This is a genomic window from Streptosporangium sp. G12 (assembly GCF_052983175.1).
In genome coordinates this window covers 271,825-292,926 of record NZ_JBRIQO010000006.1, presented here as the reverse complement: position 1 = coordinate 292,926, position 21,102 = coordinate 271,825, and the positions used below count along the sequence as shown (strand labels likewise).

At 72.5% G+C, this 21,102-nt stretch carries 21 protein-coding genes; 9 read left to right on the top strand and 12 right to left on the bottom strand.

The genetic code is table 11. From position 1 onward, the window contains the following. Nucleotides 1–4: 4 nt before the first annotated feature. The 10 genes from ACVCAG_RS12105 to ACVCAG_RS12060 all read right to left on the bottom strand — a co-directional run bounded on the left by ACVCAG_RS12105 (nt 5) and on the right by ACVCAG_RS12060 (nt 11,472). Nucleotides 5–1,237 (bottom strand): activator-dependent family glycosyltransferase, encoded by a 1,233-nt coding sequence (locus tag ACVCAG_RS12105; protein WP_440083438.1) that lies wholly within the window; start codon nt 1,235–1,237, stop codon nt 5–7. A gap of 152 nt (nt 1,238–1,389) precedes the next feature. Then, on the bottom strand, nt 1,390–2,688 hold the full coding sequence (locus tag ACVCAG_RS12100) for an activator-dependent family glycosyltransferase (RefSeq protein ID WP_440083437.1): 1,299 nt from the start codon (nt 2,686–2,688) through the stop codon (nt 1,390–1,392). A 25-nt stretch (nt 2,689–2,713) separates the two neighbouring features. Beyond that, nucleotides 2,714–3,448 carry a methyltransferase domain-containing protein gene (locus tag ACVCAG_RS12095; protein WP_440083436.1) on the bottom strand — a complete coding sequence of 245 codons (735 nt, stop codon included), beginning with the start codon at nt 3,446–3,448 and terminating at the stop codon, nt 2,714–2,716. Between the two features lie 12 nt (nt 3,449–3,460). Next, nucleotides 3,461–4,621, bottom strand: coding sequence for an aminotransferase class V-fold PLP-dependent enzyme (locus ACVCAG_RS12090; protein ID WP_440083435.1), 1,161 nt, complete (start codon nt 4,619–4,621; stop codon nt 3,461–3,463). A gap of 129 nt (nt 4,622–4,750) precedes the next feature. Beyond that, nucleotides 4,751–6,067: a P450-derived glycosyltransferase activator gene (locus tag ACVCAG_RS12085; RefSeq protein WP_440083434.1), complete on the bottom strand. Its 1,317-nt coding sequence runs from the start codon at nt 6,065–6,067 to the stop codon at nt 4,751–4,753. A gap of 82 nt (nt 6,068–6,149) precedes the next feature. Then, nucleotides 6,150–7,427 (bottom strand): activator-dependent family glycosyltransferase, encoded by a 1,278-nt coding sequence (locus tag ACVCAG_RS12080; protein WP_440083432.1) that lies wholly within the window; start codon nt 7,425–7,427, stop codon nt 6,150–6,152. 120 nt (nt 7,428–7,547) lie between these two features. After that, nucleotides 7,548–8,150, bottom strand: coding sequence for a dTDP-4-dehydrorhamnose 3,5-epimerase family protein (locus ACVCAG_RS12075; protein WP_440083431.1), 603 nt, complete (start codon nt 8,148–8,150; stop codon nt 7,548–7,550). Nucleotides 8,151–8,207: 57 nt separating this feature from the next. Continuing rightward, complete coding sequence (locus ACVCAG_RS12070) at nt 8,208–9,419, bottom strand: methyltransferase domain-containing protein (RefSeq protein ID WP_440083430.1); 1,212 nt, start codon at nt 9,417–9,419, stop codon at nt 8,208–8,210. A gap of 159 nt (nt 9,420–9,578) precedes the next feature. Continuing rightward, nucleotides 9,579–10,403: an ABC transporter permease gene (locus ACVCAG_RS12065; protein WP_440083429.1), complete on the bottom strand. Its 825-nt coding sequence runs from the start codon at nt 10,401–10,403 to the stop codon at nt 9,579–9,581. Nucleotides 10,404–10,494: 91 nt separating this feature from the next. Continuing rightward, entirely contained in the window at nt 10,495–11,472 is a 978-nt protein-coding gene (locus ACVCAG_RS12060) for an ATP-binding cassette domain-containing protein (protein WP_440083428.1), read from the bottom strand. Nucleotides 11,473–11,583: 111 nt separating this feature from the next. Here ACVCAG_RS12060 and ACVCAG_RS12055 point away from each other — a divergent pair, with 111 nt between their 5' ends. The 3 genes from ACVCAG_RS12055 (at nt 11,584) to ACVCAG_RS12045 (ending at nt 14,072) form a co-directional block, all read left to right on the top strand. Further along, nucleotides 11,584–12,168, top strand: coding sequence for a TetR family transcriptional regulator (locus ACVCAG_RS12055; protein ID WP_440083427.1), 585 nt, complete (start codon nt 11,584–11,586; stop codon nt 12,166–12,168). A 37-nt stretch (nt 12,169–12,205) separates the two neighbouring features. Next, complete coding sequence (locus tag ACVCAG_RS12050; protein ID WP_440083425.1) at nt 12,206–13,030, top strand: NAD(P)H-binding protein; 825 nt, start codon at nt 12,206–12,208, stop codon at nt 13,028–13,030. Between the two features lie 232 nt (nt 13,031–13,262). Continuing rightward, the gene (locus tag ACVCAG_RS12045; RefSeq protein ID WP_447189833.1) at nt 13,263–14,072 is read left to right on the top strand and encodes an SDR family NAD(P)-dependent oxidoreductase; all 810 of its coding nucleotides are present in this window, start codon (nt 13,263–13,265) and stop codon (nt 14,070–14,072) included. Between the two features lie 70 nt (nt 14,073–14,142). Here the strand turns inward: ACVCAG_RS12045 and rfbD are convergent, their stop codons facing one another. Continuing rightward, complete coding sequence (gene rfbD, locus ACVCAG_RS12040) at nt 14,143–15,009, bottom strand: dTDP-4-dehydrorhamnose reductase (RefSeq protein WP_440083422.1); 867 nt, start codon at nt 15,007–15,009, stop codon at nt 14,143–14,145. 339 nt (nt 15,010–15,348) lie between these two features. Between rfbD and ACVCAG_RS12035 the strand changes: the two genes are divergently transcribed. The 5 genes from ACVCAG_RS12035 (at nt 15,349) to ACVCAG_RS12015 (ending at nt 18,942) form a co-directional block, all read left to right on the top strand. Then, entirely contained in the window at nt 15,349–15,660 is a 312-nt protein-coding gene (locus ACVCAG_RS12035) for a muconolactone Delta-isomerase family protein (protein ID WP_447189832.1), read from the top strand. A 143-nt stretch (nt 15,661–15,803) separates the two neighbouring features. Next, on the top strand, nt 15,804–16,097 hold the full coding sequence (locus ACVCAG_RS12030; RefSeq protein ID WP_440083420.1) for an antibiotic biosynthesis monooxygenase: 294 nt from the start codon (nt 15,804–15,806) through the stop codon (nt 16,095–16,097). Between the two features lie 43 nt (nt 16,098–16,140). Then, nucleotides 16,141–17,409, top strand: coding sequence for a beta-ketoacyl-ACP synthase II (locus tag ACVCAG_RS12025; protein WP_440083419.1), 1,269 nt, complete (start codon nt 16,141–16,143; stop codon nt 17,407–17,409). A gap of 41 nt (nt 17,410–17,450) precedes the next feature. Then, nucleotides 17,451–18,662, top strand: a complete 1,212-nt coding sequence (locus ACVCAG_RS12020) for a ketosynthase chain-length factor (RefSeq protein ID WP_440083494.1) — start codon at nt 17,451–17,453, stop codon at nt 18,660–18,662. 22 nt (nt 18,663–18,684) lie between these two features. Then, nucleotides 18,685–18,942: a phosphopantetheine-binding protein gene (locus tag ACVCAG_RS12015; RefSeq protein WP_440083418.1), complete on the top strand. Its 258-nt coding sequence runs from the start codon at nt 18,685–18,687 to the stop codon at nt 18,940–18,942. 16 nt (nt 18,943–18,958) lie between these two features. On the opposite strand, the gene ACVCAG_RS12010 is transcribed toward ACVCAG_RS12015, so the two are convergent. Continuing rightward, nucleotides 18,959–20,071, bottom strand: coding sequence for a DegT/DnrJ/EryC1/StrS family aminotransferase (locus ACVCAG_RS12010; RefSeq protein WP_440083417.1), 1,113 nt, complete (start codon nt 20,069–20,071; stop codon nt 18,959–18,961). A 152-nt stretch (nt 20,072–20,223) separates the two neighbouring features. Between ACVCAG_RS12010 and rfbA the strand changes: the two genes are divergently transcribed. After that, on the top strand, nt 20,224–21,099 hold the full coding sequence (gene rfbA / locus ACVCAG_RS12005; RefSeq protein ID WP_440083416.1) for a glucose-1-phosphate thymidylyltransferase RfbA: 876 nt from the start codon (nt 20,224–20,226) through the stop codon (nt 21,097–21,099). Nucleotides 21,100–21,102 lie beyond the last annotated feature (3 nt).

The window sequence follows — 21,102 nt, the reverse complement described above, 5'->3', positions numbered from 1 at the left end:
CGCTCTACGAACGCCGCGCCGCGGTCAGTTTCTCCAGGAGGGGGACGACGTCGCCCGGCGCCGGGGTGCCCAGCGCCTCGACGCGCAGCCGTTCTGCCTCGCGGGCGAACGACGGCTCCCGCAGCACCCGCACGAGCATCTCCCGCACGTCCCCGCCGCACAGCCCGGCCCCCAGCTCGCGCAGCCGCAGCGCCCTCGGCACCGTGTCCCATCCCCCGTGCGGCACCACCACCTGCGGCACGCCGTGCACCAGCGCGCTCTGCGACTGTCCGAAGCCGCCCTGGTGGACGATCGCCGAACAGGTCGGCAGCAGCTCGTTCAGCGGCACGAAGTCCACCACCCGCACGTTGTCCGGCACCCGCGCCCCGCCGATCTGGTCCGCGGTGAGCGTCGCCACCACCTCGACGTCGAGGCCGCCGACCGCGTCCAGGAGGTCTCGCACCGACACCCTGTCCCCGCCGAGGACCTCCCGGTACGACAGGCCCAGGGTCAGGCACACCCGGGGGCGCTTGGGCGGCTCGCGCAGCCACTCGGGGATCACGGCGCGGCCGTTGTAGGAGACGCCCCGCATCGGGACGTAGAAGTGGTCCACCGAAAGCCGCATCGACGACGGCACCGCGTCGATGGTCCACTGTCCCATCACCATGTCCTCGGCGAACGGGTCGGCGTACCGGCCGAGCCATTCCTCCAGCGGGTCCTCGCGCAGTCCCGGCGGGCGCCGGAGCATCTCCGCCAGGTAGCGCTCGCGCATCCGGCCGATCAGGTCCAGGCCGCACAGCAGCCGGGCGTGCGCCGCGCCGCACGCCTTCGCCGCCACCGGGCCCGCGAAGGAGAACATGTCCCAGATCACCAGGTCGGGGCGCCAGGCGCGGGCGAAGCCGGTGAGGTCCTCGACCACGTCCGGCGGCGAGGTGCCCTTGAAGAGCAGCGTCCAGGCGAGGTGCACGGCGTGCATGTAGTCGTACGTCAGCTTCTCCGGGCGGAACTCGGCGTAGTGCAGCACGTCCATCCACGACTCCCACGGACGCGCCGGCGCGTCGGCCTTCCTGATGTAGGCGGCCGGGTCGAAGTCCGCGCCGACCGGTACCGCGGTGAGGCCGGTGGCGGTGATGTCGTCGATCACGGTGGGCCGGGCCGCGACGCGCACCTCGTGGCCGGCCGCGCGCAGCGCCCACGCGAGCGGGACCTGCGTGTAGAGGTGCACCTTCGCCGGAGGCGCGGTGAACAGGACCCGCATGGGCGGCTCTCTTCCTGGGGGATACCGGTGGGGGCGGGCTCGGGGCCGCCGGCGCGGGCGTCGCGGGCGGTCGCCGGCGTGGAGTCCGCCGTCAGGTCTACGTGCGCCCGGTCGATTCCCGCTCGACCGGGCGCGGGCTCGACCGGCGGGCGTCAGCCCGCCCGGCGCCGGTGTTGCGCGACCAGCTCCTCCAGCCGCGAGACCGTGTCGCTGGGCGCCGGCGCGCTCGCCATCTCGGCCTGGAGCCGGGCCGCGTTCCGCGCGAACGACGGCTCCTGCAGCACCCGCAGCAGCAGAGCGCGCAGCTCGGCGGCGCCGGCGCGCTCGGCGTCCGGTACGGCCAGCCCGATCCCGGCCTCGTGCACCTGGGCCGCTCGCATCGGGATGTCCCACAGTTTGCCGGGGAGCACGAGCTGCGGGACCCCGTGCGCGAACGCCGAGTGCAGCGTCCACACGTCCGACTGATGGATGATGGCCGAGCAGCTGGGCAGCAGCTCGTTCAGCGTCCCCGCGTCGATCAGCCGCACGTTGGCCGGCAGTTCCCCGGAGGCGCGGCGCAGCAGCGGCGTCTCCTGGGCCACCACCTCGATGTCGAGTCCTGCGACGGCCTCCAGGACGGCGTCCACCGGCACCCCGGCCCCGCCGGTCACCTCCGGATGCGGCAGGTTCAGGCTGAGGCACACCCGCCGGCGTCGCGGGGGCTCGCGCAGCCACTTCGGGACGATCGACGTCCCGGCGTACGGCACGTGCCGCATCGGGACGTAGTCGATGCCGGTCGGCAGCTGTTGCGAGGGCGGGACCGGGTCGACGGTCCACTGCCCGGTGACCACGTCCTCGCCGAACGCGCAGCCGTACCGCTCCAGCGCCGGGGCCAGCCACTCCTCCAGCGGATCCTCGCGCCAGCGCGGGGGCCGGCGCTCCAGCGCCTCCAGGTAGCGCCGGCGCATCAGGGCGACCATGTCCAGGCCGTACAGCAGCCGGGCGTGCGCGGCCCCGCAGGCCCTGGCCGCCACCGGGCCGGCGAAGACCAGCGGGTCCCACAGCACCAGGTCCGGCCGCCACTCGCGGGCGAAGCCGGCGAGCTCGGTGACGGTGCGCGACGGGCTGAAGGTGCGGAAGACGGTCGTCGTCATCACGGTGAGCACGCCGTGCATGAAGTCGTAGGTGAGCTTCTCCGGGCGGGTCTCCTCGATCCGCATGAGCACCTCGGGGTCGGGCAGCTGGTCCGCCGACACCCCTTGCAGCCGGCGTTCGCTGGCGGCGATGTTCTCGTCGGCCTCCAGCGCGTCCCCGATCGCGACGGCGGTCAGGCCGGTGCGCGTGATGTCGTCGACGAGGTTGGGCCGGTCGGCGAGACAGACCTCGTGCCCGGCGGCCCGAAGCGCCCACGCCAGCGGCACGCGATGATAGCCCGGCGCCTTGGTCGGGGTCGTCACGAAAAGCACGCGCACGTTTCTCTCCTCGAAGGTTCCGCGTTCAGGGGACGTCCGCACCGGGAGCGGCGACCGGCCGCCCGACGAACAGGCCGCGCCGCGACTGCACGCCCTCGACGTACTCGGTGGAGCAGCCCGCGTCCCGGAGCGCGCTGGCGTACCACTCCCGGGGCCACAGCCCGAAGACCTGCGTCTCGGTGAAGTGCCTGATGTCCCGCCGGTCCGCCACCACGTAGTGGCTGTCCACCCGGACGCCCTGTCCGAGTCGTTCGGCCCGGGAGACCCGGCAGACGGTGCGCCCGTCCTCGCGCAGGACGTCGCCGGCGATGTGCCCGTCCAGGTAGGTGTCGGGGAAGTACCAGGGTTCGACGAGCAGCACGCCGCCGGGCGCGAGGTGGGCCGCCATGCGCGCGACGGCGGCCCGCATGGCGGCCGCGGACGGGAGGTAGGCCACGGCGGACGACAGGCAGATCACCGCGTCGAACGTCCGGCCGAGGTCGAAGTCGCGCATGTCGCCGGCGTGCACGGTGACGCCGGGCAGCTTGGCGCGGGCGACCGCGATCATCGGTTCGGACCGGTCGAGCCCTTCGACGTGCGGGAACGACGCGCGCAACGCCCTGAGGTGCTCCCCCGTGCCGCAGCCCACGTCCAGCAGCGAGCCGGCGCCCGGGCGGCGTTCCCCGACGAGCCGGGTGACCAGCGCGGCCTCGCCGCGGAAGTCCTGGCCGCGCCCGCGGTACACCAGGTCGTACACCTCGGCGTAGTCACCGTCGAACACGGTTTCGGCCCGTCACTGCGCGCCGCCTGTGGCGCGGCCGGTCCTGTTGCCGACGGCCTTGAGGAGCTCGACGACCACGGTCTCGGCGTCCTCGTCGGTGAGGTTCTGGTGGATGGGCAGCAACAGGGTGGTCTCGGCCGCCTCGTCCGTGGCGGGCAGCCGGCGCTGCGCCCGGTAGAGCGGTGTCGTGTGCAGGGGCGGGTAGCGGAAGGTGGTGTAGATGTCGCGGTCCAGCAGGTCCTCGGCCACCTGGTCGCGGATGGCCGCGTCGAGCTGCACCCAGTAGAAGTAGTACGAGCCGGCGTGCCCGGCCGGCAGCGGGGGCGGCAGCCGTACGCCTTCGGCTCCGGCCAGCAGCCGGTCGTAGGTCTCGGCTATCGCGCGCCGCCGCGCCACGAAGCCGGAAAGGCGGCGCAGCTGCACGCGGCCGATCGCGGCCGAGACGTCGTTGCCGATGTCGCGGCGGCCGATCTCCTGGATCTCCAGCTCCCACCAGCGCCGCCGCAGGTTCTCCATCGCGGTGAAGGAGCTGCGGTCGACCATGCCGTGGTAGGCCAGCCGGTGGGCCCGGCGGGCCAGCTCGGGATCTCGGACGCGGAGGAAGCCGCCGTCTCCGGTGGTGATGATCTTACGCGCGTCGAGGCTCCACACGCCGATGTCGCCGAACGTGCCGCACATCGTGTCGTCCACGCTGGAGGCGATGGAGCAGGCGGCGTCCTCGACCAGCGCCACGCCGCGCTCCCGGCACAGCCCCGCGATGTCCGCGATCTCACCGGGATGCCCGCCGTAGTGCAGCACGACCACCGCCTTCGTGCGCGGGGTGAGCGCGCGCTCGACGTCGGCGGCCGACGGGTTGAGCGTACGGGGATCGACGTCGCAGAAGACCGGCCGGGCGCCGGTGGACGCGATGGCGTTGGCGTTGGACACGAAGTTCACCGAGGGCAGCACCACGTCGTCGGCGGGGCCGAGCTCCAGCAGTTCCATCGCCATGAACAGGCCCGAGGTGCACGAGTTGATGAAGAGCACGCCCTCCTGCGCCACCTTGAGGTGCGCGGCGAACTCCGCCTCGAACGCCCGGGTGCGCGGGCCGTATCCCAGCCAGTTGGCGGAGAACACCTCGCGTACCGCCTCGAGTTCCTCTTCGCCGACACTCGGCTGGAAAACATTGATCATCTCGCGACTCCGGGAACGGCGCTTCATGTCGGTGCAACGTAACCGGGCCCGGCAGAGAACGGATGGTGGCCGGGCCCCTCCCCTGCGGAGCGAGCCGTCCAGCGATCGTCGAGCGGGGTGCGAGATCGGTCAGCGGATCGCGACCGGCAGGCGCAGCACGGCGCGGGTCACCGGCGAGCGCGGGCGGCGGACCACGGGACCGGTCCGCCGGATGCCCGGCAGCCGGGCCGCGAGCGCGCCGACCGCGGCGGCGGCCAGCCGGCGGGCCGGCGGGCCGGCGAGCCCGGTCAGCGGCCCGTCGGGCAGCGCGCGAGCACCCGTTCTCCCTACGCTGAAGCGGCCGGGCTCGTCGTGCGCGGCCGGGTCACGGCCGGCCGCCTCCGCCGCGACGACCAGCTCGTCCCCGGCCCGCACCGCCCGCCCGCCCAGCTCGACGTCCTGGTGGGCGTAGAGCCGATGCAGCCGCGCGGGTGGCGCGTACCGCATGGTCTCCTCGATCGCCGCGGCGGCCCGCGCGGGGTCGTCTCGCACCAGCGCCCACTCCTGCGGATGGTCGAGAAGGGCGGCCATGGCCTCGCAGATCAGGTTCGCCGTCATCTCGGTGCCGACCACGGCGAGCGACGCGCACGCGGCCGGGGCGTCGTCCTCCGGCGAGTTCGCCCGCGCGGCGGCGGCGGCCAGCTCGCCGGCCAGGCCGCCGGACACGCCGCCCGGGCCCGCCGCCGCGTCGAGCAGCTCGCGCATCCCGCCGATCGCCTCGGTGATCCGGCGGGCCTCCGCGAGCAGGGGCGGGCACACGGTGGCGTCGAGGGCGCCCGCCGTACCGGAACAGAGCGCGCGAAAGCGCTCGCTGCCGGAGGCGGGCAGGCCCAGCAGGGCGCCGACCGCGTCCGCGGCCACCGGGCGGGCGAAGTCCTCCCGCAGGTCGAAGTCGTCGCCGAGCGCGCGGAGCCGGGCCGCGCACAGGTCCGCCGTCCGCCCGTGCGCGCGATCGAGGGCCGCCTCGCCGAGCGCGGAGCCGGTCAGCCGGCGCAGCCGCTCGTATCCCGGCCCGTCCAGGGCGAGGGAGGCCCGGCCGAGCGGCAGCAGCAGCGCCGGTCCCGGCAACGCGAACGGGAGGATGCGCTCCTCCTCGGCCCGCCGGTCGTCCGGTTCGCGCGCGGCCGCGTGCTCCGGGCTCAGCCTCGGATCCCGCAGCGCGGCGGCGGCGAGCTCGTGGTGCGCGGTCACCCACGCCGCGGCGTGGCTGCGGTAGAGGGGGCCCAGGTCGCGCATCCGCCGGCCGAGGTCGTGCGGGTCGTCGCCCGCCCCGCGCAGCAACAGCGCGTAGGGGTCGCCCCGCACTCCCGCGATCCACTGGGCGCCGTGCGCCAGGAGCAGCACGTAGCTGAGTTCGCTGTCCGACATCGTGTCGGCCAGGGGCTTGTCCGTCGTGCCGTTCGCCATGCGGCCCACGCTAGGGACGGCCTCTCCAGGCTCGCTCGACGAGGGCTGGATTCGGTGGCCGGATTCGGTGGCCGGATGTCGGTCACGCCCCGGGGCGGTGCTCGCCGGTCAGCCTCTGCAGCACCGGCACGACCTCGCTCGGAGCGGGCAGGCCCCGCATCTCGGCGCGCAGCCGGTCGGCGTTCTTCGCGAACGAGGGCTCGTCGAGCACCCGGGTCAGCATCTCCCTCAGTCCGGCCGCCGTGAGCGTGTCGAGATCGGCGTACAGGCCGGCCCCGGCGTCCTGGACCAGGCGGCCCTTCAGTGCCGTGTCCCACAGCCCGCTCGGCAGCACGATCTGCGGTACGCCGTTGGCGAGCACGGTCTGCATCGTGCCGAAGCCGCCCTGGTGCACGCTGGCCGTACAGGTGGCGAGGAGTTCGTGGAGCGGGACGAAGTCCACGACCTTCACGTTGTCCGGCACCTCGGGCACGCCGTCGAGCTGGTCCGCGCTCAGCGTGGCCACCACCTCGACGTCGAGGTCGGCCACGGCCTCCAGCAGTTCCGAGACGACGACCCGTTCGGCGCCCGCCAGTTCCCGGCGGGACAGCCCCAAGGTGAGGCACACCCGGCGCCGGCGCGGCGGCTCGCGCAGCCACCCGGGGATCGTCGCTCCCCCGCTGTAGGGCACGTGCCGGACCGGCATCCGGCGCAGCCCGGTCGCGAGCCGCATCGACGGCGGAAGGGAGTCGATCGTCCACTGGCCGACGACCACGTCCTCGGTGAACGAGCAGCCGAAACGCGCCAGCTCCGGTTCGAGCAACTCGCGCATCGGGTCCTCGCGCGCCTCGGGCGGCCGGCGCGCCATGATCTCCCGGTGCCGCCTCCGCATCCGCCCGATCAGGTCCAGGCTGAAGACGACCCTGGCGTGGGCGGCGCCGCACGCCTTGGCCGCCACCGGCCCGGCGAGCGCGAGCATGTCCCAGATCACCAGGTCCGGGCGCCAGGAGCGGGCGAAGTCCACGAGGTCGTCCACCAGGCCGCCGAGGAAGATCGGCGAGAACCCCATGGTCGCCATCACGAGGGACACGCCCTGGACGAAGTCGTCGTCGAGATCGTCGCGGGCGAACTCCGCCATCCTCATCAGTTCCCACGGGTTCAGCATCCGGTCCGATTCCATGGGCATGGCCTTGATGGCCTCGGACAGGTTGAGAGCCTCGCCGACGGGCACCACGGCGAGGCCGGTCTCGGCGATCTCGTCCACGAGGTCGGGCTGGCTCGCGACGCACACCTCGTGGCCCGCCGCCCGCAGCGCCCAGGCCAGCGGGACGTGCGGATAGATGTGGGCCTTGACGGGAAGGGCCAGGATCAGGACTCGCACGTGCACCACCTCCGATCCGGATCGAAACGCGCCGCCACGGCGTGGCGGGAAGGCGAGGTTGCCAGACGCCGCTCGCGACGCCCTCGACGAGCCCTCGCGGCGGACCGCGAGGAGCGGAACCTAGCCGTGGAGCGTGCGCTCGATCCGCAGGCACTCGGCGTAGCCGGGCAGCGCGCCCTCCGCCTCCACCTTGGCCAGCGTGGGCGCGGCCCGGTCCCGCTCGGACATGATCGGTTCGAAGTCCCGGGGTATCGGGAGTTCGAGCGCCGGGTCGAGGACGGACAGGGCGAGCTCGTTCTCCTGCACGTACTCGCCGGACAGCATGTACGACATCACCGTGTCGTCCTCCAGGGCGACGAAGGCGTGCGCCACGCCGACCGGGAAGTACATCGCGCGGAAGCTCTCCGGGTCCAGCACGGCGGAGTCGGAGCGCCCGAAGGTCGGCGAGCCGATCCGGGTGTCGATGACGATGTCGAGCGCCCTGCCCTGCGCGCAGTACACGTACTTGGCGACGCCGGGCGGGGTGAGCGTGAAGTGGGCGCCGCGCACCACACCGCGCCGCGACCTGCTGTGGTTGGTCTGCGCGACCGGGAAGAGCCCGTGCCCCAGTGCCTCGCGGAGCGCCGTCTCCTGGAACGGCGACACGAAGATCCCCCGATCGTCGCCGAAGATCTGCGGCTGGAACTCGAATGCGCCTTCGACGGCGAGCTTCCGCAACTGCATGTCGTGTCCTTCGAATCCTCGGAATCGTGAAGACCGCCTGCGGTGATCCGCGCCGCCTCAGATGAGGTGAACCTCGGGCACGTAGAGGATCCACCGGCCGCCCGCCTCACGGAAGGCGTGCTCCTTTTCCATGATCTCTTCTGCGTGGTTCCAGGCGAACAGCAGGGCGTAGTCGGGATAGGGGTCGGCCAGTGCCTCCGGCGGCCGCACCGGGATGTGCGAGCCGGGCATCAGCTTGCCGTTCTTGGCCGGGGTGGCGTCGCACACGAACGAGACCAGGTCGGGGCCGATCCCGCAGAAGTTCGTCACCGTCGCGCTCTTCGCCGTCGCGCCGTAGCCCACGACCCGCTTGCCCTCGGCCCGCAGCCCTCGCAGCAGGCCTACGAGGTCGTCGCGGATGCGGTTCACGCCGGCGGCGAAGCCGGTGAAGTCCGCGGGGGTGGCCAGGCCCCGGCCGCGTTCCTCGGCGGCCAGTTCCGCCACCGCGGCGGTGGGCCGGCGCCGCCCCGCCCGCGCGATCGTGTAGCGCAGCTCGCCGCCGTGGACCGGCAGCCGCTCCACGTCGACCAGCTCGAACCCGTACCGGGCCGCCGCGTTCTGCACGGAGCGGACGGTGAAGAAGAAGAAGTGCTCGTCGTAGACCTGGTCGAAGGTGTTGCGCTGGAGGATGTCGCCCAGGTAGGGGTCTTCGAACATCAGCACGCCGTCCGGCGCCAGCAGCGCGTCCACCCCCCGGAAGATCGAGCCGATGTAGGGGATGTGGCACATCGTGTTGGCCGCGTAGATGACGTCGGCGGGGCCGTCCTCGGCGAGGATGTCGCCGGCCACCGACTCCTCGAAGAAGTCGACGCGCACCCGGACCCCCTGGGCCCTGGCGAGCTCGGCCACTCCGCCGGAGGGCTCCACGCCCAGGTGCCGGACCCCGGCCTTGCCGATGGTCTTGAGCATGACGCCGTCGTTGCAGCCCACTTCGACGACCAACGGGTCCGCGCCGGTCAGGTGGGTGTCCAGGAGGCGCTGGGCCGTGTCCTCGAAGTGCCTGCGCATCCGGACCGATCCGGAGGAGTGGTACGGGTAGGCCTCGTGGAACATGCGGTCCCTGGCGACCTCGTCGATGAGCTGGGTCATCGTGCAGGACTCGCAGACGCCCACGGCGAGCCGGTAGAAATACTCCTTCTCGGCATCATGGGGACCGAGGAACGCGCTGGACAGGGGCTGACGCCCGAAGTCGAACACTTCGTGGACGGTACCGCCGCAGACACGACACATGAGACCTTCCTCGGACGCGTGGGATTCCGCACCGGTTCACCGTTACGGCTCCGCGGGGTGGACCCTTCCGACGGTCGGCCTCTCCTCTTGAGCGGTCGTAGACCCGCGCTGGAGGCGGGACTGCGACCGCTCTTCAGCGGTTCTCGAACCGGATGTGGATCAGCGGTTGAGGCGGCGGTAGCGGCGCACGGCCAGCGGCAGGAAGATCACGGTGATCAGCAGGGGCCAGGCGATCGCGAGCTCCAGCGCGTGCTGGGCCGCCCACGACCGGTCGCCCACCCCCGGGTTGCCGAACAGCTCGCGGCACGCCTGCACGGTCGCCGACAGCGGGTTCCACTCGGCGACGAACCGCATCCAGCCGGGCATCAGCTCGGGCGAGACGAAGGTGTTGGCCAGCAGCGTCAGCGGGAACAGCGGCATCCACGCCGCTCCCGCGGCCTCCGGCGTGAGGCTGAGCCCCAGGCAGATGCCCACCCAGATCAGCGCGAACCGCAGGAACAGCAGCAGCCCGGCCGCCGCCAGGGCCGGGCCGATCCCGTTGTGCGCCCGCCAGCCGACCAGGAGGCCGCACACCATCAGGATCACCAGGTCCAGTGCCGAGGTCATGACGTCGGTGACGGCCCGGCCCAGCAGCACGCCGCCGGAGGTGATCGGCATCGACCGGAAGCGGTCGGTGACCCCCCTGGCGATGTTGGTCGACACGACGAACACGGTGGAGATCACGCCGAACACCATCGTCTGCCCGAACATGCCGGGCATGAGGAACTCCCGGTAGTTCCCGCCTCCCACCACCGTGATCGCGCTGCCGAAGATGAAGCCGAACAGCAGCACCATGATCAGCGGGAACAGCAGGGAACCGAGGATCACGACCGGGTTGCGGACCCAGTGGATCAGCTCGCGCCCGGTCATGATCCGGGCGTCGGTGAACACCCAGCGCAGCCGTTCGGCCGGGGTGCGGGGGATGACCAGGGCGGGTGTGCTCACGGGCGCATCATCCTCTTCTGTGGAATCTTCTCCGGAATCGGGCGACCGTTCCCCGGGGTCGGGCGGTCGCGGCGGCCGGGACGGTGGCCGCTCACCCGGCCTCCTCGGCGCCGGCGCCGGAGGCGGGGGCGGAGGCGCGGCCGGTCAGGCTGAGGAACACCTCGTCGAGCGTGGGACGGCGCAGCGTGAGGTCCTCCACCTCGAGGCCCGCCTCGCGCAGTTCCCGCGCCGTGGCGGTGATGGCCTCCAGCGGGTCCTTGACCGGGGCGGTGACCCGGGCGGAGTCGGGATCGACCTCGGGGTTCGTACCGGAGATCCGGGCGATGATCTCGGTGGCCGCGGGCAGGTCGGCGACCTCCCGCATGACCACGTCGATCTGGTCGCCGCCGATCATCGACTTGAGCCGGGCCGGCGAGTCGTCGGCGATCACGGCGCCGGTGTCGATCACGGCGATCTGGTGGGCGAGACGGTCGGCCTCGTCGAGGTACTGCGTGGTCAGCAGCACCGTGGTGCCCTGCGCGACCAGGTCGCGCACCGCCTTCCACACCTCGGCGCGGCTGCGGGGGTCGAGCCCGGTCGTCGGCTCGTCGAGGAACAGCACCCGCGGTGCCAGGATGAAGCTCGCCGCCAGGTCGAGCCGGCGGCGCATTCCCCCGGAGTAGTGCTTGACCTGCTTGCCGGCCGCCTCGACGAGCCCGAACCGCTCCAGCAGCTCGTCGGCGCGCCGCTCCGCCTCGCGCACCCTCAGGCGGTACAGCCGCGACCACATCCGCAGGTTCTCCCTGCCGGTGAGGATCTCGTCGACCGCGGGCTGCTGGCCGGCCAGCCCGATCCGGTAGCGGACCTGCGCGGACTCGCCCACCACGTCGAATCCGGCCACGCTCGCCGATCCGCCGTCCGGCAGCAGCAGGGTGCTCAGGATGCGCACGGCCGTCGTCTTGCCCGCCCCGTTGGGGCCGAGCAGCCCGCACACCGTGCCCTCGGCCACGGCCAGGTCGAAGCCGGCGAGTGCGTGCTTGTCGCCGTATCGCTTGGACAACCCCTTGGCCTCGATCGCATAAGTCGTCACGGAGCTCCCTCGATTCATCGGCCCAGGACTTCACTCTACTAATGTTAGACATTGATGTGTCAAACAGCGTCAGAGATATCCCACTCTGGAGCTTGCATGTACACTGGTCTCGTGAAAAACGAGTCCGCGGTACGTGGCCGGACGCGTCGCGCGATCCTGGCGGCGGCCCCCTCCGTGCTCGCCCGCAACCGCTCCGCGACCCTGGCGGACATCGCCGAGGCCGCCGGGGTGGGGCGCAGCACGCTGCACCGCTACTTCTCCGACCGCGAGGAGCTGATCAAGGAGGTCGTCGAGGACTCCCTGATGGTCATCAACCGGTCCATCGACGAGGCCGCCCTCGGCCAGGGGCCGCCGGTGGAGGCGCTGCGCCGCCTGGTCGCCGCCATGCTCGACGTCGCCCACCGGCTGATGTTCCTGTGGGGGGATCCACGCGTGCTGGAGGTGTTCGAGAAGTCCGCGTCGAACGAGAACGGCGCCGAGCCGGCCCAGCCGGTGCTCGACCTCATCCAGCGCGGCCAGGCCGAGGGGGTGTTCGACCCCGAGGTCAGCGCCGACTGGATCCAGAACGTGCTGTGGGCGGTCGTCTACACCGGCGTCGAGCAGGTGGACAAGGGCCAGATCCCGCGGCACGGGGTCTACGCCGCGGTCGTGCGCACCCTGGAGAACGGCGTTCGCACGCGGGACCACCTTTCATGAACGTCTCACTTTTCACAACCGGAAAGGGACAGCGAACATGACCATTTTGGTGACAGGAGCCACCGGGACCGTAGGACGGCACGTGGTCGACGGCCTGCTCAGGGCAGGGGCCTCCGTGCGCGCGCTCACCCGCTCCCCCGAACGGGCCGGGCTGCCCCCCGAGGTCGAGGTGGTCCGCGGCGACCTCACCGACCCCGGCACGGTGGAGTCCGCGCTGACCGGCGTGGACCGGATGTACCTCTTCCCCGTGCCGGAGACCGCCGAGACCGTCACCCGCCTGGCCGCCAAGGCGGGCGTCCGGCACATCGTCGTCCTGTCCTCGGTCTCCGCCGCCTACGCCGAGGGCGACCTGAGCGGTGATCAGCACCGCACCGTGGAACAGGCGGTGGAGGCGTCCGGACTCGCCTGGACGCACGTGCGCCCCGGCGAGTTCATGGCCAACGTGCTGTTTTTGTGGGCGCCGTCCATCCGGGCGGAGAACGTGGTCCGCGCGCCCTACGGCGACGCGGAGAGCGCCATGGTCCACGAGGCCGACATCGCCGACGTCGCGGTGAAGGCCCTGCTCGAAGACGGGCACGCCGGCGCGACGTACGCGCTGACCGGCCCCCAGGCGCTCACCAAGGTCGAGCAGGTCCGCATCATCGCCGAGGTGCTCGACCGGGACGTCCGTTTCGAGGAACTCACCCGCCCGCAGGCCCGCGAGCTGTGGATCAGCCAGGGCATGCCCCCGGAGGCGGCCGACTGGCTCCTCGAACCGCCCCCCGCCAAGGCCGTGGTGGGCCCGTTCGCCGAACAGGTCACCGGCCGCCCGTCCCGCACCTTCGCCCAGTGGGTCGCCGACCACCGCGCCGACCTGACCTGAGCCGACCTGACCTGAGCCGACCTGACCTGAGCCGACCTGACCTGAGCCGACCTGACCTGAGCCGACCTGACCTGAGCCGACCTGACCTGAGCCGACCTGACCTGAGCCGACCTGACCTGAGCCGACCTGACCTGGGCGCGGGCCCCGGATCGACCGAACCTCAAGCGTGATGCCGGACAGTCGCCGTACGCCCTGCGGCGACGAGCCCACCGACTCACCACGAGGAGATCCCATGCCGACCCCGTTCGACCTCCGCGGCAAAAAGGCCCTCGTCACCGGAGCGTCCCGGGGCATCGGCCGCGCGATCGCCCTCGAACTCGCGCGGGCCGGCGCGGATCCGGTCCTGCTCGCGCGCGGCGCCGAGGCGCTGGAGAAGCTCGCCGCGGAGATCACCGGCCTCGGCGTCCGCGCCCTCCCCCTGCCCACCGACGTCACCGACCCCGCGCAGGTGGACCGTGCCGTGGGCACGGCACTGGCCGAGTTCGGTGACCTGGACATCGTCGTCAACAACGCCGGCGGCACCGGCGCGTTCGGCTCCTTCCTGACGCTCCCCCACTCCGCCTGGGAGCAGGCGATGCGCCTGAACCTCGAATCGGCGCTCCACGTCTGCCGGGCGGCCGGCCCGCACCTCCTCGAGCGGCGCGGCGGCTCGGTGATCAACGTCGCCTCCTTCGCCGGGCAGGGCGGCCTGCCGCTGCTGTCGCCGTACGCGGCGGCGAAGGCCGCGCTCATCTCCGTCACCCGCTCGCTCGCCGCGGAGTGGGCCGGCCAGGGCGTCCGGGTCAACGCGCTCGTGCCCGGCTGGATCGAGACCGACCTGACCGCGCCGCTCTCCGGCGACCCCGCGACGAGCGCGAGCCTGCTGGAGGCCGTACCGGCCGGCCGCTGGGGCCGTCCCGAGGAGGTGGCCGGCGCGGCCGTCTATCTGGCGAGCGACGCCGCCCGCCTGGTCACCGGGGCGTGCCTGGCACTGGACGGCGGGATGAGCGTCCTGTCCGGCGGGCCTGCCACGCTGAAGTTCCTCAACGCGACCCGCGGCTGACCGGTCACCCTCCGCGCGCCCGCGCCCCCTCACCCACGCGTCCTCGCGGACGACCTCGTGGGTGAGGGTTTCAGGCCTTCGCGTCGTGCCGGGCCAGCGCCTCGCGCAGCGCCTCGCGCCAGTCGCGCAGCGGGGGGGCGCCGATCTGGCGCCACCGCCCGTGCCCGAGCACGGCGTACGCGGGCCTGCGGGCGGGCGCGGCGAAGACCGCGCTGTCCGTCGGGCGCACCCGGGCGGGATCGGCCCCGATGAGCCGGAAGACCTCCCTGGCCAGCTCGTAGCGGGTCGCCTCCCCTGAGTTGGTGGCGTGGAAGACGCCGGTCGCCTCGGGCCGGCCGCCGAGCAGGACGAGCCGTTCGGCGACGTCCGCCGCCCAGGTAGGCTGGCCGAGCTGGTCATCCACGACGTCGACCGTGTCCCGCCGCGCCGCCAGCTCGATCATGGTGCGGACGAAGCTGCCTCCCCTGGCGCCGTGCAGCCAGGCGGTCCTGACGACGGCGCTGGAGCGGGGCAGGACGGCCAGCACCGCCCGCTCGCCCGCGAGCTTCGTCCGGCCGTAGGCGGTGAGCGGGGCGGGCGGATGGTCCTCGGCGTAGGGGGTGCGGGCCTCGCCCGCGAAGACGTGGTCGGTGGAGACGTGGATGAGCCGTGCCCGCCGCCCGGCACAGGCGACGGCGAGATGGCGCGGCCCGGCACCGTTGACGCGCAGCGCCTCCGGCTCGTTCGTCTCGGCGGCGTCGACCGCCGTGTAGCCCGCGCAGTTGACCACCACGTCCGGGCGGTGTTCCGCGATCGCGTCCCGCACCCGCTCCGGCACGGTGACGTCCAGCCGGGCGCGATCCAGCGCGGCGACGTGGTCCCGCGGGCGGGCCGCGGCCAGGTGCTCGAGCACGTGATGGCCGAGCAGCCCGCCCGCACCCGTGACCAGCCACCTCATGCGCGCACCCGGCCCTTCCACGCCGGCGGTCCGCTCCCCCCGCCCCCGGCGGGCGGCGAAGCGGACCGCGGACGGAACCGCGTGCCGGGCGGCGGAGCGAACCGCCGACGGAACGGCGTGCCGGGCGCCGTCGCGCCCGGGCCGGTGACAAGTGTGCTCAACGGACTCCTCCGCCGGTGGGATCGCCCGCGAAACCTGCGGTGCCAGGAGAGTGACGCGGCCCGTTAGCAGATCCGTCGAGTGCGACTCGCCCCGCGCGCTCCACCGTACGTCGAAGGGCCGCTGACCGGGAGGCCCCAGGCTCGAACGACATCGTCAGGTACTCCAGGGAGGAACACGATGGCACTGTTCGCCGTCCTCGCGACCCAACACCCCGTCGGTATCAGCGCCGACGAGTTCCGCCACCGGCTGCCCGAGGGGTTCGCCTACACCAAAGCCCTGGTGGACAAGGGCGTCATCAAGCACAACTGGGTGCGGGTGGGCGCGTCGGGAGGGCTGCTCGTCTACGACGTCGACTCGCACGAGGAACTGCTCTCGCTGCTGTACGCGAACCCGGTCAGCCCGCACCTGGAGTTCGAGGTCATCCCGCTCGCCCGGACCGCGGGGTTCGACCCGGCGGCCTTCGGCGAGCGCCCCGGAGACACCGCCTGACCACCGCAGGAGGTGGTCCAGCCGTCGTTGAGCCGCCTGCGAGAGCACGAGCACATCGTGGAGAGCTGGGGATGTCCCCCGCTTCCCACCAGGGCGAGAGAGGCACGATGCCAGAAGACGTCAGAGGCGACACGGTCACTTTCGTGAACAGGTTCAAGGTGCACGCGTCGCCCGAGGAGTTCGAGCGGGTCTTCGCGCGGACCTCCGCGTTCATGGCGCAGCAGGACGGCTTTCTCCGGCACACGCTGCTCCGGCACGCGGACGACGAGCGCAGCTACGTCAACATCGCGCAGTGGCGCGACGCGGGCGCCTTCCGCAGGGCGGTGGCGGCACCCGGCTTCCAGCCGCACGCCGCCGCCCTCCGCTCGCTGAGCACGAGCGAGCCCAACCTCTACACCTCCCGCCTCACCGTCTCGGCGAAGACCGGGGACCGATGAGCGGGCAGGCCGGCGCACCGGCCCCTGACCAGCGAGAACATTCATGAACCGCCGCGTCGTGATCACCGGCATCGGGGTCGTCGCCCCCGACGCCATCGGCACCAAGCGCTTCTGGGAACTGCTGACGGCGGGCCGTACGGCCACCAGGCGCATCACCTTCTTCGACCCGTCCCCCTATCGCTCGCAGGTGGCCGCCGAGTGCGACTTCGACCCGCTGCGCGAGGGCCTGTCCCCCCAGCAGGTACGCCGCATGGACCGGGCCGCGCAGTTCGCCGTCGTCTCCGCCAGGGAGAGCCTGGCGAACGGCGGGCTGAGCCCGGCGGACCTCGACCCGGCCCGTACCGGCGTCGTCATCGGCAGCGCCGTGGGCTGCACGATGAGCCTGGAGCAGGAGTACGTCGTCGTCAGCGACGGCGGGCGGCGCCACCTCGTGGACGAGGAGTACGCCGTACGGCACCTCTTCGGCCACTACGTGCCGAGCTCCATCGCCGCCGAGGTGGCCTGGGACGTCGGCGCCGAGGGCCCGGTCGCGACCGTGTCCACCGGCTGCACGTCGGGGCTGGACTCCGTCGGGCACGCCGTCGAGCTGATCCGCGAGGGGGCGGCGGACGTCATGGTCGCGGGGGCCACCGACGCGCCCATCTCGCCGATCACGATGGCGTGCTTCGACGCGATCAAGGCGACCACGCCGCGCAAGGACGACCCCGCGACCGCGTCCCGGCCCTTCGACCTGACGCGGAACGGGTTCGTGCTCGGCGAGGGCTCCGCGGTGTTCGTGCTGGAGGAGCTGGGGCACGCCCGGCGGCGCGGGGCGCACGTGCACGCGGAGATCGGCGGCTTCGGCTCGCGGTCCAACGCCTACCACATGACCGGCCTGCGCCCGGACGGCAAGGAGATGGCCGAGGCCATCCGGGCCGCGCTCGCCCAGGCGCGCAGGTCCCCCGAGGACGTGGGCTACGTCAACGCGCACGGCTCGGGAACGAAGCAGAACGACCGGCACGAGACGGCGGCCTTCAAGCGCAGCCTCGGCCGGCACGCCTACCGGGTCCCGGTCAGCGGGATCAAGTCGATGATCGGTCACTCCCTCGGCGCGATCGGTTCCCTGGAGATCGCCGCCTGCGCGCTCGCCATCGAGCACGGCGTCATCCCGCCCACCGCGAACCTGCACGAGCCCGACCCGGAGTGCGACCTGGACTACGTCCCGCTGCGGGCCAGGGAGCGGCGGGTGGACACCGTGCTGACCGTCGGCAGCGGGTTCGGCGGCTTCCAGAGCGCGATGGTGCTCTGCGGACCGGAAGGGACGGGGCCGTGACGACGGGGACGGCGGGGACGGCGGTGACGGTGGTGACCGGCATGGGCGTGCTGGCCCCGACAGGCCTGGGCGCGGACGCGCACTGGAGCGCCACGCTGCGCGGCGAGGGCGCGATCGGGCCGATCACCCGCTTCGACAGCGAGCCGTACACGAGCCGGCTGGCCGCCGAGATCGACGGCTTCGTCCCCGAGGAGCACCTGCCGAGCCGGCTGCTCCCGCAGACCGACCACATGACCCGGCTGGCGCTCGTGGCGGCGGACTGGGCGCTGGAGGACGCCGCGATCATCCCGTCGGCGCTGCCCGAGTACGGCGCCGGCGTGGTGACCGCGAGCACGGCCGGCGGGTTCGACTTCGGCCACCGGGAGCTGGAGAAGCTGTGGAGCAAGGGGCCCGAGCACGTCAGCGCCTACCAGTCCTTCGCGTGGTTCTACGCGGTGAACTCGGGCCAGATCTCGATCCGGAACGGCCTGCGCGGGCCCAGCGGCGTGCTGGTGACGGAGCAGGCGGGCGGGCTCGACGCCATCGCCCAGGCGCGGCGGCACCTGCGCCGGGGGACGCCGGTGATGCTCGGCGGCGGGGTGGACGGCTCGCCCTGCCCGTGGGGCTGGGTCGCGCAGCAGACGAGCGGCCGGCTCAGCGCCTCGCGGGACCCGGCGCGCGCCTACCTGCCCTTCGACGCCGACGCGGCCGGGTTCGTCCCGGGTGAGGGCGGCGCGCTGTTCGTCCTGGAGCCGGAGGACGCGGCCAGAAAACGCGGTGCCACCTCCTGGTACGGCGAGATCGCGGGGTACGCCGCGACCTTCGACCCGCCTCCGGGGTCGGGCCGCCCGTCCACCCTGCGCCGGGCGATCGAGCGGGCGCTCGACGACGCCGGGGCGGATCCCGCCGACCTCGGCGTGGTCTTCGCCGACGCCGCGGGCGTGCCCGAGCTGGACCGGATCGAGGCGGACGCGCTGCGCGCGGTCTTCGGCCCGTACGGGGTGCCGGTGACCGCGCCCAAGACGCTGACCGGCCGGCTCGGCGCCGGCGGTGCGGCGCTCGACCTGGCCACGGCCCTGCTGGCGCTGCGGCACGGGGTGATCCCGCCGACGGTGAACGTGTCCCGCCCCGTGCCGGACTACCGGATCGACCTGGTGCTGCGGCCCCGGCCACTGCCGTCGCCCGCCGCCCTGGTACTGGCCCGCGGACACGGCGGGTTCAACGCCGCGATGGTCGTGCGCGGCCCGCGGCGACCGGAGCAAGACGCTCCCTGACGGAGCCCAGAAGGAGTGGAACATGGAAGAACTGACGGTGACCAGGCTCATGGAGATCGTCCGCGAGTGCGCCGGGGACGGCGAGGTGCCGGCCCCGGCGGACGACGTCCTGGACATGGAGTTCACCGCTCTCGGCTACGACTCGCTCGCGATGCTGGAGACGGCGAGCCGGATCGAGCGCGACCACGGCATACGGCTGGCCGACGACCAGGTGACGGAGGCGAAGACCCCCCGAGCCTTCCTCGGGCTGGTCCACGACGCCGCCACCGGAGTCGCCTGAGCGGCGCCGGCCCGGTTCAGGACAGGGTCGTCAGCACCTCGCGAAGGGCGCTGACGACCTTGTCCTGAAGGTCCGGGGAGAGCGAGGCGTACATCGGCAGGGAGAAGATCTCCCCGGCGAGCCTCTCGGTCACCGGAAGGGACCCGGGGGCGTATCCGAGATGGGCGAAGCCGGTCATCGTGTGCACCGGCCACGGGTAGCTGATGTTCAGTTCGATGTCGTATCCCCGGAGCGCCGCGATGATCTCGTCCCGCCTCGGATGGCGCACGACGTAGACGTAGTAGACGTGGTCGTTGCCCTCGGCGAGACGGGGCAGCACGAGCCCGGTGCCGGCCAGCCCCTCCTCGTACCTGCGGGCCACCTCGCGCCGGGCGGCGAGATACCCGTCGAGGCGGCGCAGCTTCCGGCGCAGGATCTCCGCGTGCACCTCGTCGAGCCGGCTGTTGTGGCCGGGGGTCTCGACGACGTAGTAGCGCTCCTCCATGCCGTAGTAGCGCAGCCGCCGCAGGCCGCGGGCCACCGCGTCGTCCGCGGTGATCGTCGCGCCGCCGTCCCCGTACGCGCCGAGGACCTTCGTCGGATAGAAGGAGAAGGCCGCGGCCCCGCCCATCGAACCGGCCGGCCGGCCGTGGTGCCGGGCGCCGTGGGCCTGCGCGCAGTCCTCCAGGATCACCAGGTCGTGCTCGGCGGCCAGCGCCTCCAGCGGCGCCATGGCGACGCACTGGCCGTAGAGGTGCACGGGGAGCAGGCACCGGGTGCGCGGGGTGATCGCCGCCGCCACCTGGCCGGTGTCCATGAGGTAGGTGTCCGGGTCCACGTCCACGAAGACGGCTTTCGCGCCCACGGAGTCGATGGCCACCACGGTCGGCGCCGCGGTGTTGGACACCGTGATCACCTCGTCGCCCGGCCCCACTCCCAGCGCCTGGAGACCCAGTTTCAGGGCGTTGGTCCCGTTGTCGACGCCGACGCAGTGCGGTACGCCGTGGTAGGCGGCGAACTCCTCCTCGAACCCCCTGACACTCGCGCCGAGCACGAGCCTCCCGGAGCCGAAAACCGTCTCGACCGCGTCGAGAATGTCCTCACGCTCTTTCTCGTATTCCGCTAAATAGTCCCACACGCGAATGGTCATGCTTTATCCACCACCTTCGGGTTCGCCTTCCAGCACAATGCACACCACTCGTAATCAGCTCGAAGTCATCTCAATTCAACGACCCCGCCCTTGTGGCCCGAAGAAACGCGGGCAATAATATGGGGCAATTCTAATAAATGGGGTGAACACGCATGCGAGGAATCATCCTGGCCGGCGGCAACGGCACCCGACTGCATCCGGCGACGCTTGCGGTGTCCAAGCAACTGCTGCCGGTGGGCGACAAGCCGATGATCTACTATCCGCTGTCGGTCCTGATGCTCGCCGGTATCAGGGACATCCTTCTCATCACCACGCCGGGGGACATGCCGCAGTTCCGCAGGCTGCTCGGCGACGGGGCGCACCTCGGGCTGAACATCGCCTACGCGCGGCAGGACAAGCCGCGCGGGATCGCCGAGGCGTTCCTCATCGGGGCCGGCCACGTCGGCTCCGACGATGTCGCGCTGGTGCTCGGCGACAACATCTTCCATGGCAACTCCTTCTCCGAGCTGCTGGCCAGGGAGACCGCGAACCTGCGCGGCTGCACCCTGTTCGGGTACCCGGTGCACGACCCGGAGCGCTACGGCGTGGGCGAGACCGACGCCGAGGGCTGGCTCGTCTCCATCGAGGAGAAGCCGGCCCTGCCCCGCTCCAACCGGGCGATCACCGGCCTCTACCTCTACGACAACGACGTGGTCGGCCTGGCCGGGGAGCTGCGGCCGTCCGAGCGCGGCGAGCTGGAGATCACCGACCTGAATCGCGCCTACATGAAACGGGGCCAGGCGAAGCTGATCGACCTCGGCCGCGGGTTCGCCTGGCTGGACACCGGCACCCCGGAGTCCCTCCTGCAGGCCAGCATGTACGTGCGGACGCTGGAGGAGCGCCAGGGGGTGCGGATCGCCTGCGTCGAGGAGGTCGCGCTGCGGATGGGCTTCATCGGGGCCGAGGAGTGCCACCGTCTCGGGGCGCGGCTCGGCAAGTCCAGCTACGGCCGGTACGTCATGGCCATCGCCGACGAGCTGGCCGCGTGAGCA

Bases quoted from the DNA above. Each gene is read 5' to 3' on its own strand.
- rfbD (WP_440083422.1), bottom strand. From the start codon at position 15,009: ATGAGGTGGCTGGTCACGGGTGCGGGCGGGCTGCTCGGCCATCACGTG.
- ACVCAG_RS12075 (WP_440083431.1), bottom strand. From the start codon at position 8,150: ATGCAGTTGCGGAAGCTCGCCGTCGAAGGCGCATTCGAGTTCCAGCCG.
- ACVCAG_RS12015 (WP_440083418.1), top strand. From the start codon at position 18,685: ATGGAAGAACTGACGGTGACCAGGCTCATGGAGATCGTCCGCGAGTGC.
- ACVCAG_RS12090 (WP_440083435.1), bottom strand. From the start codon at position 4,621: ATGATCAATGTTTTCCAGCCGAGTGTCGGCGAAGAGGAACTCGAGGCG.
- ACVCAG_RS12050 (WP_440083425.1), top strand. From the start codon at position 12,206: ATGACCATTTTGGTGACAGGAGCCACCGGGACCGTAGGACGGCACGTG.
- ACVCAG_RS12010 (WP_440083417.1), bottom strand. From the start codon at position 20,071: ATGACCATTCGCGTGTGGGACTATTTAGCGGAATACGAGAAAGAGCGT.
- ACVCAG_RS12105 (WP_440083438.1), bottom strand. From the start codon at position 1,237: ATGCGGGTCCTGTTCACCGCGCCTCCGGCGAAGGTGCACCTCTACACG.
- ACVCAG_RS12025 (WP_440083419.1), top strand. From the start codon at position 16,141: ATGAACCGCCGCGTCGTGATCACCGGCATCGGGGTCGTCGCCCCCGAC.
- ACVCAG_RS12070 (WP_440083430.1), bottom strand. From the start codon at position 9,419: ATGTGTCGTGTCTGCGGCGGTACCGTCCACGAAGTGTTCGACTTCGGG.
- ACVCAG_RS12020 (WP_440083494.1), top strand. From the start codon at position 17,451: ATGGGCGTGCTGGCCCCGACAGGCCTGGGCGCGGACGCGCACTGGAGC.
- ACVCAG_RS12035 (WP_447189832.1), top strand. From the start codon at position 15,349: ATGGCACTGTTCGCCGTCCTCGCGACCCAACACCCCGTCGGTATCAGC.
- rfbA (WP_440083416.1), top strand. From the start codon at position 20,224: ATGCGAGGAATCATCCTGGCCGGCGGCAACGGCACCCGACTGCATCCG.
- ACVCAG_RS12045 (WP_447189833.1), top strand. From the start codon at position 13,263: ATGCCGACCCCGTTCGACCTCCGCGGCAAAAAGGCCCTCGTCACCGGA.
- ACVCAG_RS12085 (WP_440083434.1), bottom strand. From the start codon at position 6,067: ATGGCGAACGGCACGACGGACAAGCCCCTGGCCGACACGATGTCGGAC.